General features: G+C 35.6%; 18 protein-coding genes. 15 read left to right on the plus strand and 3 right to left on the minus strand.

What is annotated here, in order from left to right:
* The first annotated feature begins 35 nt into the window (after positions 1–35).
* The 14 genes from U8521_RS01880 to U8521_RS01945 all read left to right on the plus strand — a co-directional run bounded on the left by U8521_RS01880 (position 36) and on the right by U8521_RS01945 (position 14,500).
* The gene (locus U8521_RS01880) at positions 36–1,076 is read left to right on the plus strand and encodes a Gfo/Idh/MocA family oxidoreductase (protein ID WP_334351677.1); all 1,041 of its coding nucleotides are present in this window, start codon (positions 36–38) and stop codon (positions 1,074–1,076) included.
* Positions 1,077–2,054: a Gfo/Idh/MocA family protein gene (locus U8521_RS01885; protein ID WP_334351678.1), complete on the plus strand. Its 978-nt coding sequence runs from the start codon at positions 1,077–1,079 to the stop codon at positions 2,052–2,054. It begins immediately after the preceding gene.
* A 63-nt stretch (positions 2,055–2,117) separates the two neighbouring features.
* Positions 2,118–3,083 carry a competence type IV pilus ATPase ComGA gene (gene comGA / locus U8521_RS01890; protein ID WP_334351680.1) on the plus strand — a complete coding sequence of 322 codons (966 nt, stop codon included), beginning with the start codon at positions 2,118–2,120 and terminating at the stop codon, positions 3,081–3,083.
* Complete coding sequence (locus tag U8521_RS01895; protein WP_334351681.1) at positions 3,052–4,059, plus strand: type II secretion system F family protein; 1,008 nt, start codon at positions 3,052–3,054, stop codon at positions 4,057–4,059. Before comGA ends, U8521_RS01895 begins: the two co-directional genes overlap by 32 nt.
* Complete coding sequence (gene comGC / locus U8521_RS01900; protein ID WP_334351682.1) at positions 4,059–4,382, plus strand: competence type IV pilus major pilin ComGC; 324 nt, start codon at positions 4,059–4,061, stop codon at positions 4,380–4,382. Before U8521_RS01895 ends, comGC begins: the two co-directional genes overlap by 1 nt.
* Complete coding sequence (locus tag U8521_RS01905) at positions 4,349–4,768, plus strand: type II secretion system protein (RefSeq protein ID WP_334351683.1); 420 nt, start codon at positions 4,349–4,351, stop codon at positions 4,766–4,768. Before comGC ends, U8521_RS01905 begins: the two co-directional genes overlap by 34 nt.
* Complete coding sequence (locus U8521_RS01910; RefSeq protein WP_334333388.1) at positions 4,755–5,033, plus strand: hypothetical protein; 279 nt, start codon at positions 4,755–4,757, stop codon at positions 5,031–5,033. The genes U8521_RS01905 and U8521_RS01910 overlap by 14 nt, the downstream gene beginning before the upstream one ends.
* A complete protein-coding gene (locus U8521_RS01915) occupies positions 5,011–5,484 on the plus strand; it encodes a competence type IV pilus minor pilin ComGF (RefSeq protein ID WP_334351684.1) in 474 nt (157 codons plus the stop codon). Before U8521_RS01910 ends, U8521_RS01915 begins: the two co-directional genes overlap by 23 nt.
* Complete coding sequence (locus U8521_RS01920; protein ID WP_334333386.1) at positions 5,471–5,665, plus strand: hypothetical protein; 195 nt, start codon at positions 5,471–5,473, stop codon at positions 5,663–5,665. The genes U8521_RS01915 and U8521_RS01920 overlap by 14 nt, the downstream gene beginning before the upstream one ends.
* Before the next feature lie 75 nt (positions 5,666–5,740).
* A complete protein-coding gene (locus tag U8521_RS01925) occupies positions 5,741–6,754 on the plus strand; it encodes a class I SAM-dependent methyltransferase (protein ID WP_334351685.1) in 1,014 nt (337 codons plus the stop codon).
* 9 nt (positions 6,755–6,763) lie between these two features.
* A complete protein-coding gene (locus tag U8521_RS01930; protein ID WP_334351686.1) occupies positions 6,764–7,960 on the plus strand; it encodes an acetate/propionate family kinase in 1,197 nt (398 codons plus the stop codon).
* Positions 7,961–8,116: 156 nt separating this feature from the next.
* A complete protein-coding gene (locus tag U8521_RS01935) occupies positions 8,117–9,793 on the plus strand; it encodes an oleate hydratase (RefSeq protein ID WP_334351687.1) in 1,677 nt (558 codons plus the stop codon).
* Positions 9,794–10,408: 615 nt separating this feature from the next.
* Entirely contained in the window at positions 10,409–13,027 is a 2,619-nt protein-coding gene (gene adhE / locus U8521_RS01940; RefSeq protein ID WP_334351688.1) for a bifunctional acetaldehyde-CoA/alcohol dehydrogenase, read from the plus strand.
* A 189-nt stretch (positions 13,028–13,216) separates the two neighbouring features.
* Positions 13,217–14,500, plus strand: coding sequence for an MFS transporter (locus U8521_RS01945; protein WP_334351689.1), 1,284 nt, complete (start codon positions 13,217–13,219; stop codon positions 14,498–14,500).
* Between the two features lie 58 nt (positions 14,501–14,558).
* Here the strand turns inward: U8521_RS01945 and U8521_RS01950 are convergent, their stop codons facing one another.
* The gene (locus tag U8521_RS01950) at positions 14,559–15,422 is read right to left on the minus strand and encodes a glycerophosphodiester phosphodiesterase (RefSeq protein WP_334351690.1); all 864 of its coding nucleotides are present in this window, start codon (positions 15,420–15,422) and stop codon (positions 14,559–14,561) included.
* Between the two features lie 81 nt (positions 15,423–15,503).
* Positions 15,504–15,737 (minus strand): transposase, encoded by a 234-nt coding sequence (locus U8521_RS01955; RefSeq protein WP_334333379.1) that lies wholly within the window; start codon positions 15,735–15,737, stop codon positions 15,504–15,506.
* 118 nt (positions 15,738–15,855) lie between these two features.
* Here U8521_RS01955 and U8521_RS01960 point away from each other — a divergent pair, with 118 nt between their 5' ends.
* The gene (locus tag U8521_RS01960) at positions 15,856–16,542 is read left to right on the plus strand and encodes a YoaK family protein (RefSeq protein WP_334351691.1); all 687 of its coding nucleotides are present in this window, start codon (positions 15,856–15,858) and stop codon (positions 16,540–16,542) included.
* On the opposite strand, the gene U8521_RS01965 is transcribed toward U8521_RS01960, so the two are convergent.
* The gene (locus tag U8521_RS01965) at positions 16,539–16,859 is read right to left on the minus strand and encodes a DMT family transporter (protein WP_334351692.1); all 321 of its coding nucleotides are present in this window, start codon (positions 16,857–16,859) and stop codon (positions 16,539–16,541) included. The genes U8521_RS01960 and U8521_RS01965 overlap by 4 nt on opposite strands.
* Positions 16,860–16,935 lie beyond the last annotated feature (76 nt).

Consider the following 16,935-nt stretch of genomic DNA (forward strand, 5'->3'; position numbering starts at 1 on the left):
TCGTTAAAGTGAATTTATCGAAGGGAGTTAATCATATGAAAAAATTAACTATTGCTTATATTGGAAATGGTAAAAGCGCTAATCGTTATCATTTACCATTCTCGTTGAAATTAAAAGATGAAATCAAGGTTAAAACGATTTATGCACCAAAAATTAGCCATGATATTTGGCCAGCAATTCCAGGAATTAATTATACAACCAATATCGCTGATATTTATGACGATGAAGAAATTCAATTGGTTGTCCTGTCAGTTCCAGCTGAGATTCATTATTCGATGGCTAAAGAAGTTTTGAATCATGGCAAAAATGTTTTAGTTGAAAAGCCTTTTACGCAAACTGAAGCTCAGGCTAAAGAATTATTTGCTTTAGCAAAGGAAAAAGGTTTGTTGATTCAATGTTACCAAAATCGTCGTTTTGATTCAGACTTTTTGACAGTTCAAAAGGTAATTGAGAGCGGTAGATTAGGTGATATTTTGGAGCTTGAATCAACTTATGATTACTTCCGTCCATATGTGCCGGAACATGAACAGAGTTTTACGGTTGGGCATAGTTATTTGTACGGTCACGCTTGCCATACTTTGGATCAAATCATTTCTTATTTTGGTAAGGCTGATAAAGTTCACTATGATGTCAGACAGCTTTTAGGTAAAAATAGAATGAATGATTATTTTGATATTGATATGTATTACGGCGTGATGAAAGTCTCAGTTAAGTCGAGTTATTTTAGATTAGTTCCTCGTCCTAGCTTTACTGTTTATGGGAAAAAAGGAGTCTTCGTGAAACAAAATATGGATCGTCAAGAAGTCGATTTGAAGCACTTTTATATGCCAAATCATGAAGACTTTGGAATTGATAAACCAGAGGATTATGGAACCTTGACTTATATGGATGAGAATAATCAATATCATCAAGAAAAAGTCGTTTCTGAAATTGGTGATTATAGTCGAGTTTACCACGGTTTGTATGAAACAATTATTGAAGGCAAGCCCAAAGCAGTTAAAGACGAGGAAACAATTTATCAAATTCATATGTTGGAAACGGGAATTAAACAAATAACTGAAAGTGTGGACGAATAGATGAAACTAGCAATATTTGGAGCAGGTATGATTGTCAAAGATTTCTTGACAATGATCGATGATTTACCAGAAATTGAATTGACAGCCATTATGGGTGTTGAAAATGATTTATCAACGATGAAAGAATTTCAAAAAGAGCACAAAATCAAAAAAATCTATACTGATGTTAATGAATGTCTAAAAGATCCTGAAATTGATACAGTATATGTTGCTTTGCCTAATTTCTTGCACTTTCGTTTTGCCAAATTGGCTTTACAAGCGGGAAAAAATGTCATCTGTGAAAAGCCCTTTACTTTGGATAGTGAACAATTACTCGAATTGAAGCAATTGGCTGAAGAAAAGCAGTTGATTTTAGTTGAAGCAATTACTAATCAATATTTATCAAACTATCAAAGTGTTAAGGATGATTTGCCACAATTAGGCAAAATCAAGGTGATCGAATGTAATTATTCACAATATTCACACCGTTATGACGCCTTCAAAGCGGGAAAAATCCTACCTGTCTTTGATCCGAAAAAAGGTGGCGGTGCCTTGATGGATTTGAATATTTATAACATTCATTTCGTAGTCGGAATCATGGGGAAACCACAAGCGGTCCACTATTATGCCAACGTTGAACGAGGAATCGATACGTCTGGAATTTTAGTTTTGGATTATCCAGGCACCAAAGTCGTCTGCATTGCCGCCAAAGATTGTGCTGCCAAAGTTACTTCAACTATTCAAGGTGATGAAGGTTCAATTACGGTCGATGGTCCAGTCAATGTGTTGAGTGACTATACAGAAACTTTGAATGGTCAAGCTGCTACTAGGATAGATAAGAAAGTACATCAACATCGGATGTTTCAAGAGTTTAAATTTTTTAATCAGATGATAACTGAACATGATTTACGCGAGGCAGCCAAACGAATGGAACACAGTTTAACCGTGATGGGAGTAGTCGATGCTGCTCTGGCTGATTCAAAAATTAAATTAGGGTAAATTAACTGGTCAAGTGATTGGCCAATTTTTTTTGCGTAATTTTGAATGAAAGGAGGAATTTTTATGACTGCAGAAAGTATGGTCAACAATTTATTGACGGAAGCGTGTATCAATCAAGTTTCGGATATTTATTTTTTTCCACGAGATAATTTCTACCGCATTCAAGCTAGTAACTCATTACAAAATTACACCGTGGCAGATTTGTCGAACGATGAAAGTTTTGCCATCATGAACTTCTTGAAATTTAATGGTGGATTGGATGTTTCGGAGAGGCGTCGAGCTCAAAAAGGTGCTTTCAACTTTACTTATCAAAATAAAAATATCTTCATTCGAATTTCATCCGTTGGTGATTTTAAGAACCGTGAATCGATGGTTGTACGGCTGATTTATCCTCAAGAATATCACGAACAAATAGATGAGGAATTGGTCAAAACCCTGTTGCCAATTTCTAAGCGTAAAGGGATGATGCTATTTGCTGGTCCGATGGGCTCAGGTAAAACCTCATTAATGTATGCTTTAGGACGGCGTTTGAGTGGGCAGAAGAAAATCATGTGTATTGAAGATCCAATTGAAATCGTGGAGGAGAATTTCTTACAATTGCAAGTTAATGAAGAGGCTGGGATGACTTATGAAGAGTTGATCAAAACTAGTTTGCGACATCGTCCAGAAGTTTTGATCATTGGTGAAATCCGTGATAAAAATACGGCCCAACAGGCGATTCAGGCAGCACTTTGTGGTTATACGGTCATGTCGACAATACATGGAAAATCAAAATTTTCGGTAATTCAACGTTTAAAGCAATTCGGTATCGATGATGTAGAAATCACTAATGCGGTTAATTTTATTTCCTATCAACGATTAGTGCCAACCAACAAAGATGTTGAGTTATTTTTGGATTATTTAGAAAATCCTGCTATTAAGGAATTTTTAGAAAACGAAACGATAGATAATAAATGGCAACAACTATTAGAAAATGCTTATCAACGGGGATACCTAGATGAAGAAACTTACCAAGAATATCTTTACTAAAAAGGTTCCAATTACAAAAAAATCTGAATATTTATTGACGATTAGTAAGCTCTTACAAAATGGATTTTCACTAAGTGAAACGATTAACTGTTTACGACTATTAAATGACCAAGAAAAAATTTTTGAGTTAATTTATCAAGATTTGTGTCACGGTAAAATGATTTCACAAGCCTTGCAGCATTTGCATTTACCAATGGTTATTTATAACCAATTAGTTATCGCTCAAAACCACGGTAAATTAGCTCAAGCCATGGCGCAAACCGGAACGCTTTTAAACAATCAGGCCAAACAAAAGAATAAGTTGAAAGAGGTCTTAGTTTATCCTTGTTTTATTTTAATGTTTCTGATCACGATGTTAGTGGGGATGAAGCTCTATATAATTCCACAACTGGCAATGGCCAATGGTAATTTGATCGATTTATTTTTAGAGATAATTTTAGGTGTGATTGCTTTAATAATTTTATTTAGTTTGATATTTCACTTGTGTTTACAACGCCAAGATGAATATCATCGAGCTTTGGTCCTTGTGAAATTGCCGATTCTAGGAAAAATTTATCTGAATTTTTTTCAATTTCTAATTTTGCAAGGACTAGGAATGCAATTGGCTAATGGGATGAATTTCTTCGATATTTGTGAATTGAATCATCATTTTGAAAAAGGTTCTATTCAAAGTCATTTAGCAGATGAGTTTTTAAAGGGGTTAACTAATGGAAATAACTTATTGAAATTAATTCAAACTGAACCATTATTACCGAATCAATTACAAGTTATTTTGCAAGCTGGCGAAAGTGGTAGTGCTTTAGCCCAAGATCTATTGGTGATGTCGGAATTGAAATTTGAGGAAACACAACGAGATTTAAGAAGAGTGATGGGAATGATTCAACCATTCTTATTTGCCATCATTGCGGTAATTATCGTGACGACCTATTTGATAATTTTGTTGCCTATCTACGGCATGATGAAGGGGATTTCGTGATGAAGAAGAGAAAAGGTTTCACTTTGATTGAAATGGTGATCGTGTTATTTATTATTTCACTGTTGTTGCTGTTGATGATTCCAAATTTGGCAGCTCAACGTCAGAATGCTAATGAAAAATCAGAACAGGCTTTGGTAACGACAGTTACCAATCAGGCAGAAATGTATGCTGAAACGCATTCAGACAAGTTTGACTTGGAGAGTTTACAAAAAGATAAATATATAACGGATAATCAAAAGAAAAAATTGGATGATCTTCATTATATCTTGCAAAAAGATGGTGATGGGAAATGGGTACTAGAAAAGAAGGCTTCACAATCATAGAAACTACCATTGGATTAATGATTGTCTGTAGTTTAGTTGCTATTTCTGTTTGGAATCTAAAAGATTATCAAGCTCAGATTGAGGAACGTCAGACTTTGCAATGGTTCAAAGGTAAATTCAAAAATGCTATGAATTATGCTTATTTAAATCATGAAGATGCCAAGGTTATTGTTGATCCTGTGTATTTACAAATTAGTAATGGAAAATTTCAAGTACAGAAACATTTGCCAAAGACTTTAACTATTACAACAGGACATCAGGTGTTTAGAATTTCTAAATCGGGTGAAACATCACCCAGAACAGTGATTTTTCGATCTACATTAACTGGTAAGAAATACGAATATACGATTCAAATGGGATGGGGTGAAATTGTTGAAAAAACATGACGGATTTATTTTGTTTGAGGCTCTAACGTCATTAACAATTTCATTAATCATTATTTTGACTTTGACGATTTGTATATCAGAACAATTTAAATTGATCAATGATTGGGAGATGAGAGTAACAGCACATCAATTTATATTGCAACATTTGCGCTTTCAAAATTTTCCAAAACAGGTCATGGTCAAAAATAAAATTTATTACTTTCAAGAGGATTCAAATAAATATCAAGTGACGGTAAATCAGCATGTTTATCAGGTCAACAAATAAACGTCATGGGTTCGTTCTTTATGAGGCAATTGTCGCGTTGATGGTGACGATTTTGACATTGGGAATCTTGCAACAAGCTTTACAGCTAATGAAGACAATTCAAAATACAACTTTTAATGATCAACTGCGTTGGCACATCACTCAAGATAAAATTCAGAAAACTTTGGATGATGCTTTTGAGATTAGGGATGTTACTAAAGATAAGATTATTTATTCTGGGAAAAAATTAGAGAAGGGGGAACATCCTGGGTTTGTTTTTGAGGTCTATCAAGGAAATACAAATGACTACATGTTAAGAAAAACAACTGCGACTAAAGGAGGCCATGAACCGATTTTGACAGGTCAACAAGAAATTAATATTGAAAAAATCTCAAATTTAGTTATCATTACAACAGTGAATAAAGCCGGTGAAAAATCTGAAATGATTTTAACGTTGAATGATAAAAAATAAGCAAAATCAAAAACGTGGCGGAATGATGATGTTAAATTGTATATTAATGTTATCGGTTGCAATTTTGATTATTGGCTATAGTACAAATTTGATTGGTGAACAAATCGCTCAATACCGGCAATTGGACGAGATGTACTTAAAACAAATCAATGAAAATATTCATAAAAGATATAAATTGTAAATTCGTAATTTGAGGAGTCCTTGAATAAAATCGTTTTCAACGTTAAAATTTTATTATTAGGCAAAGAGGTTAACCATGTCAGAAAAAGATATGCAAACATATTTTGAGAAGATGAATCAAGCAAATACTGTATTGAAGGAGACATTGAGGGTCGCAAACATTGATTCACTGGCTGAGACTTTAACTAATATTTCTGATGGCCGAGTTTATGTTGAAAATGGTGTTCCAGATACTGCAACTGTTGAAAAATTAGAGGCACTTTATCGTGAGATGAAACAGTTGAATATGACACCACAACAATTAAAACAAGCTATTACAGTTTCAATTATTAAAGCTCAAAAAGATGATCAAACTGAAGTAAACAAATTGATGACTCCGGATGCAATCGGCTTGATAACTAGCTTAATTGCTTATGAAATACTAAATGTTCAAAATAAGAAAGACGTGAACATAGTCGATCCAACTGTTGGAACGGGTAACTTATTGATCGAAGTTATTGAACAATTGAATATGACCGGCAAATTCAATATCAATGCAGCTGCACTTGATAATGATGATGCGTTAGTTTCTTTAACAAAATCATTTAGTGAAGTAATGAATCTCAACATTGACGCCTATCATCAAGATAGCGTTGCTGATTGGGATATTACCGATATTGATATAGCAGTGGCTGATTTACCAGTCGGATACTATCCAATTGACGACAATGCAAAGAACTTTAAAACAAGTTCAGATAAGGGACATTCCTATGCGCACCATCTTTTAATTGAACAGACAATGAATAATTTAAATGACGGTGGAATCGGTATATTTATCGTACCTTCTCAAATTTTCCAAACTGACCAAGCTAAGAAACTATCAGAATGGATGGTTTCTAGTGTTTATTTGCAAGCAGTTCTTGATTTACCAGCAAGTCTATTTGCATCAAAAGAAGCGCAAAAGGCAGTGGTTGTTTTACAAAAACACGGCAAAGATGCCAAGCAAATTGGAAATGTTTTGATGGGCACAATACCAGATACCAATAACCCTAAGTTATTCGAGGGCTTTAAGGACCAGTTACAAGACTGGGCAAAAAATTTTAAAGGTTAGGTGAGATTAATGTCTAAAATCATGGCCGTAAATTCTGGTAGCTCTACATTGAAGTGGAAACTATACACAGTACCTGAGGAAAAAGTTGTTGCACAGGGAATGGTAGATCGTTTAGGTTTATCAGACTCAGTTTTTGAAGTTCAATATGCTGGAAAGAAAATTAGTGAAATGGGCGATATTCCCGATCACACAACCGCTGTAAACAAGATGCTTCATAAATTGATTGAATTGAAAATTATTGATAATTATCATGAAATCAAAGGTGTTGGACATCGTGTAGTTGCTGGTGGAAGTATCTTTAAAGATTCTGCACTAGTTACACCTCGAGTAGTTGAACAGATCAAAAATTTGGCTGAGTATGCCCCATTGCACAACCCTGGACAGGCGGCAGGTATCGATGCTTTTGAAAAAATCTTACCTGATATTCCACAGGTTGCAGTCTTTGATACATCATTCCATCAAACGATGGACCCAGTAAATTATTTATATAGTATTCCTTATGAATATTTTGAAAAATATGGTGTGCGTAAATTCGGAGCACACGGTACTAGTCACCGTTATGTAGCTAAAGCCGCAGCCAATTTTCTACAGAAGCCATTAACCGATTTGAAAGTTATTTCTTGTCACTTAGGTAGTGGTTCATCAATTGATGCTATCAAAGATGGCAAATCAGTTGATACTTCAATGGGATTCACACCACTTTCTGGTATCACAATGAGCACTCGCTCAGGTGATATTGATCCTTCACTTGTTGCTTATTTGATGCAAAAGATGAAGATTGCTGACCCTAATGAAATGGTCAAAATCTTGAACACAAAATCTGGTTTATTGGGTATTTCTGGAGTTTCACCAGATATGCGTGATCTTTTAGCAACTAGAAAAGAGAACCATCGTTCAGATCTAGCAATCAAAATTTTTGTCAATCGAATCATTAAATATATTGGTTCATACATTACACTTTTAGGTGGTGCTGATGTCTTGATCTTTACTGCTGGTGTTGGTGCAGGCAGTGCTGAAATTAGAAAAGAAATCGTTGATAGATTCAGTTATCGCGGGATTAAGCTTGATAAAGATGCCAACGAACATGGTAAAGGTCTTCGCAAAATCAGTACTGATGATTCAACGACAACTGTCTTAGTTGTACCTACTGATGAAGAGTTAATGATCGTTCGTGATGTAGTTCGTCTAACAAATTTGAGTGAATAATATCAGAGAATCAAAACAAATTTAACTTGTTTTGATTCTTTTTTTGTACTTAAAAAATAGATTAAAAATGTTGATATAAATGCAATGTAAGCCTTTACTTTTATTTTTTAACTGCTATATTAAAGGTGTAAGATTTGGAATGGAGGTTCATTAGTTATGACAAGAAAAGCCTATATGATTGGTACCGGTGTCGGTAACTTAGCTGCCGGTATTTATCTGATTCGTGATGGTGGTTTCAAGGGCGATCAAATTACAATGATGGGTCTTGAAGACCACGGTGCTAACGATGGTGCCGCAGTTAAGGATTATGAAACCGAATATGGTAATCAAGCTTTGTCCAACAACAAAGGTTTCTTAGCCAAGGGTGGCAGAATGCTCAACGAAGAAACTTTCGAAAACCTTTGGGATGTATTACGTTCAGTCCCATCACTGGACAATCCCGGACAAACAGTTACTGATGATATTTTGAATTTCGATCACGCACATCCAACACACGATGTTGGCCGTTTAATCGATGAAGATGGTCCACGTATCAAACCAAATAAAGACAATTACAGACATATGCAGTTTGACAATAAGGATCGTTATCTATTGTCGAAGTTAATGTTGATGCCAGAAAAGGATGAGGAAAAACTCAACAACATCAGTATTGCTGAATGGTTTGCAAGCAGTCCTCATTTCTTCACAACTAACTTCTGGTATATGTGGCAAACAACCTTTGCTTTCAAACGTGCTAGTTCAGCCGTTGAATTGCGTCGTTACATGAATCGTATGATTCTTGAATTCAGTCGTATCAATACTTTGGAAGGTGTCACAAGAAGTCCTTACAATCAATTTGAAAGTATTATCTTGCCAATGCGCAAATATTTGGAAGACCGTGGCGTAACCTTTATCAATAACCGTAAAGTTACTGATTTGGAATTCAAAGATACACCACTTCAAGATGATATTATCGTCACCGGACTCAAGTATGAAGAAGTCGACAATGACAATAAAGAGGGTCACATCGACATTGCTGAAAATGATTTAGTCTTTGATACTAATGGTTCAATCACTGATAGTTCAGCAATTGGTGATTTCAATACACCATTCAAAGAAAATATGGACTACGCTCCAAGTGCTATGCTTTGGAAGAAAGCTAGTGAGAAGTTCTATTCACTTGGTAATCCTGACAAATTCTTTGGAGATAGAACACAAAGTGAGTGGGTAAGTTTCACTGTTACAACTAATAGCCACTTCTTAGTCAATGAAATTTCAAGAATTACTCAACAAGAACCCGGTAATGCTTTGAACACATGGATTCACAGTACACCATTGCTATCTATCGTTGTACATCATCAACCACACTTCAAAGCACAAAAGCCTAATGAATCCACCTTCTGGGGCTACTTCATGTATCCAAGAAGAAATGGTGACTACGTTCAAAAACCAGTTATGGAAATGACTGGTAAAGAAATGCTAGAAGAACTCTTAGGTCATTTGGCAGAAGTAGATCCAAGCAAAGACAATATCAAGAACCATACCCAAGAAATTATGGACAGTATTGTCAACGTAATTCCAGTTCACTTACCATATGCAAGTGCAATGTTTAATCAAAGAGCCGTCGGCGACCGTCCAGACGTAGTTCCAGAACACAGCAAGAACTTAGCCTTCATCAGTCAATTCTGTGAACAACCATTTGACATGGTCTTTACAGAACAGTACTCATTCAGAGCAGCCCAGAGAGCCGTATATACATTGTTGAACATTCCATTATCAGAAATGACACCAATGCATCACTATGAGAAAGATCCAAAAGTAATGGCAAGAGCTACTAAGACTATGTTTAGATAAAGAGAGGGTGGAGCAAGGGCGCCCAGCCTTCGAGGATTTACGGAATATTGGAGATTGACCACGAAGTGGGCGAGATTCAATATTTTGTAAACCGGAAGAGGTTGCCCTTGCGGAACCCGTTTAAGCAGCAGTCAGAACAAGCAAAAGTAAAAAGAACCCAATAACGGATTCAAAAAATACCAAACACAAACAAAAAAGCTCCCGATCAGAGCAATCAAAAAAATATAAAAAAACACAAAAAACGCAAAAAACACAAACATCATCAAACAAGAGTTGGAGCGAACTCAGATTACGCTCAAGACAAAATTGTCAAACAATAAAAAATAATTCACAAGCAAGAGCTGAATTAAGTTTCAGCTCTTTTTTTGTGAATTAAAAAGTTGCTATATTTACCTCAAAAGAGGACTTTGTGAATAAATATTCACAATAAAATTACTGAAAACAATCTGTGAAAACTACTGATACAATTATCAAAGTGTGACACGTGTTGATATATCAACGTGAATACGTTTACATCATTTTTTTGAACTAAAATGCTTGAACAATGAGTCCACAGTGATAAGATAAAACGTGAATTAGTTAACAAATATGTTTTTAAACCTTGGAGGTAATCAGATGTTGAAAGGTTCCAAAGATACAAAGGTTTCTGCAAAGCCGGATGAAAAAGAAGACGTTAAACCCATGATTGATAAAATGGTTAATAAAGCTCAAAAAGCTTTAGAGATCATGGATAGTTTCACTCAAGAAAAAGTCGATCATATCGTTCATCAAATGGCTATTGCTGGTTTAAATGCTAGTTTTGAATTAGCTAAATTGGCCTACGAAGAAACAGGCCGTGGTGTTTTAGAAGATAAAGTTATTAAGAATATGTACGCTACTGAAGAAATTTGGCATTCAATCAAACGTGATAAGACCGTTGGTATTATTGAAAACGACAAGGAACATCGTTTGATCAAAGTTGCTGAACCACTTGGTGTTCTAGCTGGTGTTACACCAGTTACTAATCCAACTTCAACTGCAATGTTCAAGTCATTGATTGCTTTGAAGACTCGTAATCCAATTATTTTTGGTTTCCATCCCCAAGCTCAAAAGTCCTCAGTTGCTGCTGCTAAAGTTATGTTAAAAGCTGCTATTGCAGCTGGTGCTCCTGAAGGTGTCATCCAATGGATCGAAAAACCAAGTATTGAAGCTACTTCTTACTTAATGAATAATGATGGCGTTGCTTCAGTGCTTGCTACTGGCGGTCCTGGTATGGTCAAAGCTGCTTATTCAACTGGTAAACCTGCTCTAGGCGTTGGTCCTGGTAATGGTCCAGCTTATATTGAAAAGACAGCTAACATTAAGCGTGCTGTTAACGATATCGTTTTGTCAAAGACATTTGATAATGGTATGGTTTGTGCTTCTGAAAATAGTGCTATTGTTGATGCTGATATTTATAGTGAAGTTAAATCATTGTTTGAAAAGAACAAGATTTTCTTCCTTAAGAAAGCTGATTACAAGAAATTAGCTGAGACGATGTTTAGACCAGAAGGCGGTGTTAAGGGTCCTATCGCTGGTAAGTCTGCAGTTGAAATTGCCAAACTTGCTGGTATCAAAGTTCCTAGTGACACCAAGGTTTTAGGTGTTGAATTGTCTAAGGTTGGACCAAGTGAACCACTTTCAGCCGAAAAACTTTCACCTGTTTTGTCAGTTTATAAAGTTAGTGGTCACAAGGAAGGCTTTGAAAAAGCTGAAGAGTTGTTACACTTTGGTGGTCTTGGTCACACAGTTGGTATTCACACAATGGATGAAGATTTAGCTACTGAATTTGGTATCAAGATGAAAGCTAGTCGTGTACTAGTCAATACTCCTGCTGCTATCGGTGGTATTGGTAATCTTTATAACGAAATGATTCCATCATTAACTCTTGGTACTGGTTCATGGGGTAAGAATTCTATTTCTCATAACGTTTCATCATTTGATTTGCTTAACATCAAGACAATCGCAAAACGGAGAAATAACATGCAATGGATTAAACAACCTAGAGTTTACTTTGAAAAGACTTCAGTTCGTTACTTAGAGGACCTTGAAGGAATGAAGAGAGCCTTTATCGTTTGTGATCCAGTTATGGTTCAACTTGGTTTCGTTGATACAATTACTGATGAATTAAAACGTAGTAAAGTTCACGTTGAATATTCAATGTTCTCAGACGTCGACAATATCGTCACGACAGATGTTGTTCAACGTGGTGTGACACAAATGAATCTATTTAAACCGGATACAATTATTGCCCTCGGTGGTGGTACGACAATGGACACTGCCAAAGATATGTGGTTGTTCTATGAGCATCCAGATGTTGATTTGTTCGGTGCTAAGCAAGGCTTCATTGATATCAGAAAACGTGCCTACAAGTTCCCTAAGCCCGAAAAAGCTCAATTTGTAGCAATTCCAACAACATATGGAACCGGTGCAGAAGTCACACCATTCAGCTCTATCATTGATACTAAGACTGGCACAAAATATCCTATCGCTGATTATGCATTGACTCCTGATGTTGCTATCATTGATTCACAATTTGTAGAAACAATGCCAAAAGACATCATTGCTGAGTCCGGAATGGATGTTTTGAACAATGCGGTTGAATCATACGTTGCTAATATGGCTTCTGATTACACGAGACCATATGCTTTGCAAGCTATTAAGTTAGTCTTTGATAACCTTGAAAAAGCCGCTGCTGGTGATAAAGATGCTCAAGCTGAAATGCACAACGCTTCAACATTAGCTGGTATGTCATTCGGCAATGCTTTTGCTGGTGTGGCTCATTCAATTACTGATGTTTTAACTAACGCTTACGGTATCAGACATGGTCTAGCCTCAATTATTGCCTTGCCACAAGTTATCAACTATAACTTCGAACAACCAACAAAGATCACCATGTGGCCTAAGTATGAAAGCTTCAGAGCTGATTCTGATTACGCTATGATTGCTAGATATATTGGTTTGTCTGGTAAAGATGATCGTGCTTTGAAAGATGCGTTAGTACAAAAGATTGTTGATCTAGCTCATAATCTTGGCATCAAGTTAAGCTTAAAGGATAACTATATTGATAAGAAAGACTTTGACCAAAAGCTTGATTCATTGTCAGAAGAAGCTTTCGGTGATCAATTCTCATTTACAAATCCTAAGGAACCATTGATTTCTGAATTGAAACAAGTTCTAGAGAATATGTACGATGGTAAAGAAATTGAAAAATAATTAATATAAGATTTTTGATAGGTAAAAAATATTTTGCCTATCTTTTTTTATACTGTTTTTGGGATGTAACAAAATTCGTAAGTTGGTTATACTTTTTTTGCATAGTGCAAGTAGTCTATTTGTGGGGAAATTGATTACCTGAATCGGTTTAGTTGAATTCAACTGAACCAATTGACGGGGGTACCTTTGATGATTTCGTTAAAGAGAAATATCAATTCGAAAATCAATAAAAGTAGAATCAATAAAGAACAGTGGAGTTGGATTATGTATGATTGGGCCAATTCTGCTTATGGGATTATCGTTACGACGGCTGTTTTGCCAGTTTACTTTAAATCTGTGGCTGCAAATAGTGGTGTTTCGGCAGCAAGTTCAACAGCTTTTTGGGGATATGCCAATAGTTTCAGTACGTTATTAGTATCTCTATTAGCTCCATTTTTAGGCGCCTTAGCCGATTATCCTAATTTCAAAAAAAGATTATTAAGTTTATTTTGTTGGTTAGGAATTGTGATGACGGTAGGATTAGCCTTTGTTCCAGAAGCTCAGTGGCAATTATTATTACTTGTTTACATTTTTTCAGCCATTGGTTACTCAGTTAGTAATTTATTCTACGATAGTTTTTTAACTGACGTCGCAAATGATTCGCAAATGAATAAAATATCGACTCATGGGTATGCCTTCGGCTATCTAGGTGGAGTGTTAGCATTCATATTATTCCTAGTTTTACAATTAACAAGCGGTTTTGGTCAATTGGATGGAACGGGAATAGCTCGTTGGAGCTTTATTATTGCTGCAGCCTGGTGGTTGGTTTTTTACCTACCATTACAAAAAAATGTTACCCAAAAGTATTCGGTGGAACCTACTAAAGCCCCATTTAAAGGGAGTTTTAAGAGAGTTTTCCAAACAATTAAACACATTAAACAATATAAACAAGTTGCTTGGTTTCTAGTAGCCTATTTTTTCTATATTGATGGAGTTGATACGATTTTTACGATGGCAACTGCAATCGGCTTGGATATTGGAATCAAGACGACTGAATTGATGATCGTTATGCTGGTCGTACAATTGATTGCTGTACCATTTTCAATTTTGTTCGGTTGGTTAGCTGATAAAACTTCAACTAGAAAGGGCATCCTGCTTGGGATCATCGTTTACTTGTTGATCTGTGTTTATGCCTTAAGGTTGCAAACTAGTTTTGACTTTTGGGTTTTAGCTATTTTAGTAGGAACAAGTCAGGGTGGTTTGCAAGCGTTGAGTCGTTCATATTTTGGACAGATAATTCCTAAAGAATCTGGTAGTGAGTTTTACGGCTTTTTAAACATTTTAGGAAAATTTTCAGCGGTAATGGGGCCATTTATCGTCGCCATCGTGACACAAATGACAGGCAAATCAACAATTGGAGCGGCTTCGTTGAGCGTCTTGTTCCTAGTTGGTTTAGTGATCTTTGCAATCCTGCCAAAATTATCGAAAGATTAAAAAAGAGCGGTATTAATGAAAAATTATTCATTAAATACTGCTCTTTTTTTAAAATTTTTTATTTCCAACGATCAACTAAATGAACGGTTTCTTTACTGTTGTTCGTAAAGACACTGTCCATTTTTAAAGTATTGAGGGCTGTGTAGTTATCGTTGTAAGTGTTGAGAATCCAAGCATTAGTTTTAAAACCATTCTTATGGGCCAATTTAACAAGTTTTGGCGTCCATTGTTCTAGCCGAATTGAGATGAATTTAATATAACGTGGAGCATTTTCAATTTCTTCCTTATACTGACGTTCTGTGACGGAATCGAGTAACCAAAGAATCGGTACGTTCTTTAGTGATTTGTGGAAAGCTTTAATACCAGGAATTGATTCATCTTGCATGATGATATTGTCAGTCATTTTATATTTCTTAACTTCTTTAACTAAAGCCTTTTCGGTGTCTGTATTGTCGCCGGCATTTTTTTTAGTTTCTATTATATAGTGAACATTTTTGCCATATCTTTTGAAGACATCCTTTAACTGATGCAATTTTTCGCCATTATGAAGCTTTACTTTACTGAGTTGTTTAGAAGTCGATTTTGAAATGGTGATTTTTTTACCGGTGGTTTTCTTCAAATTATCGTCGTGTGAAACATACAATTTATTATCTTTACTGATCCAAACGTCTTGTTCAATGTATTGCGAACCATCTTTGATAGCACGATTGTAGCCACTGAATGAGTGATCTGGGTAATTATAAGGACTTCCACGATGAGAAAAAATTAATGGTGAATTTGGCGAAGCGTGATTCACACTTTGAGTTACACTGGTTAAATTTTTTGCCTTCGGAACAGCGGCGGCCTCAACATTAGTAATGGTTGAAGGAACGAATAATAGAATTGTCGCTAGCAAAATTAAGATTTGTTGCTTTTTTAACATAATTTCCCCCTCAATTGTTTAATTACATAATAGTAGAAAAACAAAAAAAGTGCCACCGTGATAAACGATGGCACGAACTTATTAGTGTGAATGTCTTTCATGATAATTAGTAAGAGTTAATTGTTTAGTTTTTTCGCGCTCAATTTTGAGCTGCTTTTTAAGCTGACGGTTTTTCCAGAAACCATGCAAACAAATGGCAGTCGGAATAGTGATCCAGGCTAAGGTTGCTGGAATCAGCCAAGGATTTTTTTCAATTACTTTAAAAGATTCTTCATCATACTTATTGATTTCTTCACGAATTTCTTTTGGTAACATAATGATCGCATCCTTTCTATAATATCTAAATCATATAGCATTATGGAAACGCTGTCATTAAATTAATGAGTTACCAAGACTTAAAAATATTTGTTTTTTTGTTACAATGGTATGCAGTATGGAAAAAAGAGAACGAATAGTAAACAATTTTAGATTATTCCAATTACGAGAAATCGCGATTGCTTTAACCTTTATTGGTGGTTTTATCGATGCCTATACCTTTGTTCAGCGTGGTGGTGTTTTGGCGGCCGGTCAAACTGGTAACGTTATTTTCTTAAGTGTTGATGTGGCACAAAATAATTTGCCAGGAGTTTTGACGAAACTCTTCACGATGATTTTTTTCTGTTTAGGTATCATTATAGTTGAAATTATGAAGCATAAAAATAATCGTAAACATAATTGGCGAGTGAACAGTTTGTTAGCCGAATTAATAGTTTGTATTGTAGTTGGTTTTTTGCCAAAAACGGTTTCAAATTTATTTGTTGCGCCACCGTTAGCTTTGGTAATGGCTATGCAAAACGTTACTTTTGCTCAAATCGAGGGTCATGGATATAATAACGTCTTTGCTACAGGAAATTTGAAAAACGCGGTTATTCAAACTGCTGAATATTTATATCATCATCGAAAGGGTGATATTACTGCCGCTAAAATTTACTTTGGGTTAGTATTTGGTTTTGCGATGGGGGCAGTTTCGTCAGCCTTACTACAAAACTTTTTTGGCTTAAGAACCATCTTTATAGCGGCAATTTTGATTTTTATAGTAGCTATTTACTATGTGTTACTACTACGTCAAAGAGATGCTTAACTACCTGAGGAAACTTTGATACCAATAATGCTAACTAGTAGAAGAACTACAAAGACCCAAGTCAAAGGGGACAACTTATCTCCAAATAGGATCACACCAGCAATCACGGAACCGACGGCACCGATACCAGTCCAAATGGGATAAGCTAAACTCATCGGAAGCTTCTTTATTGCGAGGGATAGAAATAGCATGCTAAGGCAAAGTCCGATAATTGTATAGATGGTGTAACTGATTTTTGAAAATCCGTGACTGAGTTTCATTGTTGTTGACCAAGCAACTTCTAAAAATCCAGCGATTATTAAATAGATCCAGTTCATATAAATTCCTCCAAAAAAATAGCATCCCTATTAATTCCTTCTTTGGCCTAACGGAATTAATAAGCATGCTTAGAAA

The organism is Companilactobacillus miaonis, from assembly GCF_036913615.1.
Lineage (GTDB): Bacteria > Bacillota > Bacilli > Lactobacillales > Lactobacillaceae > Companilactobacillus.

Coding starts and splice junctions, on each gene's coding strand:
- U8521_RS01955 (WP_334333379.1), bottom strand. CDS start 15,737: ATGTTACCAAAAGAAATTCGTGAAGAAATCAATAAGTATGATGAAGAA.
- U8521_RS01945 (WP_334351689.1), top strand. CDS start 13,217: ATGATTTCGTTAAAGAGAAATATCAATTCGAAAATCAATAAAAGTAGA.
- U8521_RS01935 (WP_334351687.1), top strand. CDS start 8,117: ATGACAAGAAAAGCCTATATGATTGGTACCGGTGTCGGTAACTTAGCT.
- U8521_RS01915 (WP_334351684.1), top strand. CDS start 5,011: ATGTTTATCAGGTCAACAAATAAACGTCATGGGTTCGTTCTTTATGAG.
- U8521_RS01925 (WP_334351685.1), top strand. CDS start 5,741: ATGTCAGAAAAAGATATGCAAACATATTTTGAGAAGATGAATCAAGCA.
- comGA (WP_334351680.1), top strand. CDS start 2,118: ATGACTGCAGAAAGTATGGTCAACAATTTATTGACGGAAGCGTGTATC.
- U8521_RS01895 (WP_334351681.1), top strand. CDS start 3,052: ATGAAGAAACTTACCAAGAATATCTTTACTAAAAAGGTTCCAATTACA.
- U8521_RS01960 (WP_334351691.1), top strand. CDS start 15,856: ATGGAAAAAAGAGAACGAATAGTAAACAATTTTAGATTATTCCAATTA.
- U8521_RS01965 (WP_334351692.1), bottom strand. CDS start 16,859: ATGAACTGGATCTATTTAATAATCGCTGGATTTTTAGAAGTTGCTTGG.
- U8521_RS01905 (WP_334351683.1), top strand. CDS start 4,349: ATGGGTACTAGAAAAGAAGGCTTCACAATCATAGAAACTACCATTGGA.
- U8521_RS01950 (WP_334351690.1), bottom strand. CDS start 15,422: ATGTTAAAAAAGCAACAAATCTTAATTTTGCTAGCGACAATTCTATTA.
- U8521_RS01885 (WP_334351678.1), top strand. CDS start 1,077: ATGAAACTAGCAATATTTGGAGCAGGTATGATTGTCAAAGATTTCTTG.
- adhE (WP_334351688.1), top strand. CDS start 10,409: ATGTTGAAAGGTTCCAAAGATACAAAGGTTTCTGCAAAGCCGGATGAA.
- U8521_RS01930 (WP_334351686.1), top strand. CDS start 6,764: ATGTCTAAAATCATGGCCGTAAATTCTGGTAGCTCTACATTGAAGTGG.
- U8521_RS01880 (WP_334351677.1), top strand. CDS start 36: ATGAAAAAATTAACTATTGCTTATATTGGAAATGGTAAAAGCGCTAAT.
- comGC (WP_334351682.1), top strand. CDS start 4,059: ATGAAGAAGAGAAAAGGTTTCACTTTGATTGAAATGGTGATCGTGTTA.
- U8521_RS01920 (WP_334333386.1), top strand. CDS start 5,471: ATGATAAAAAATAAGCAAAATCAAAAACGTGGCGGAATGATGATGTTA.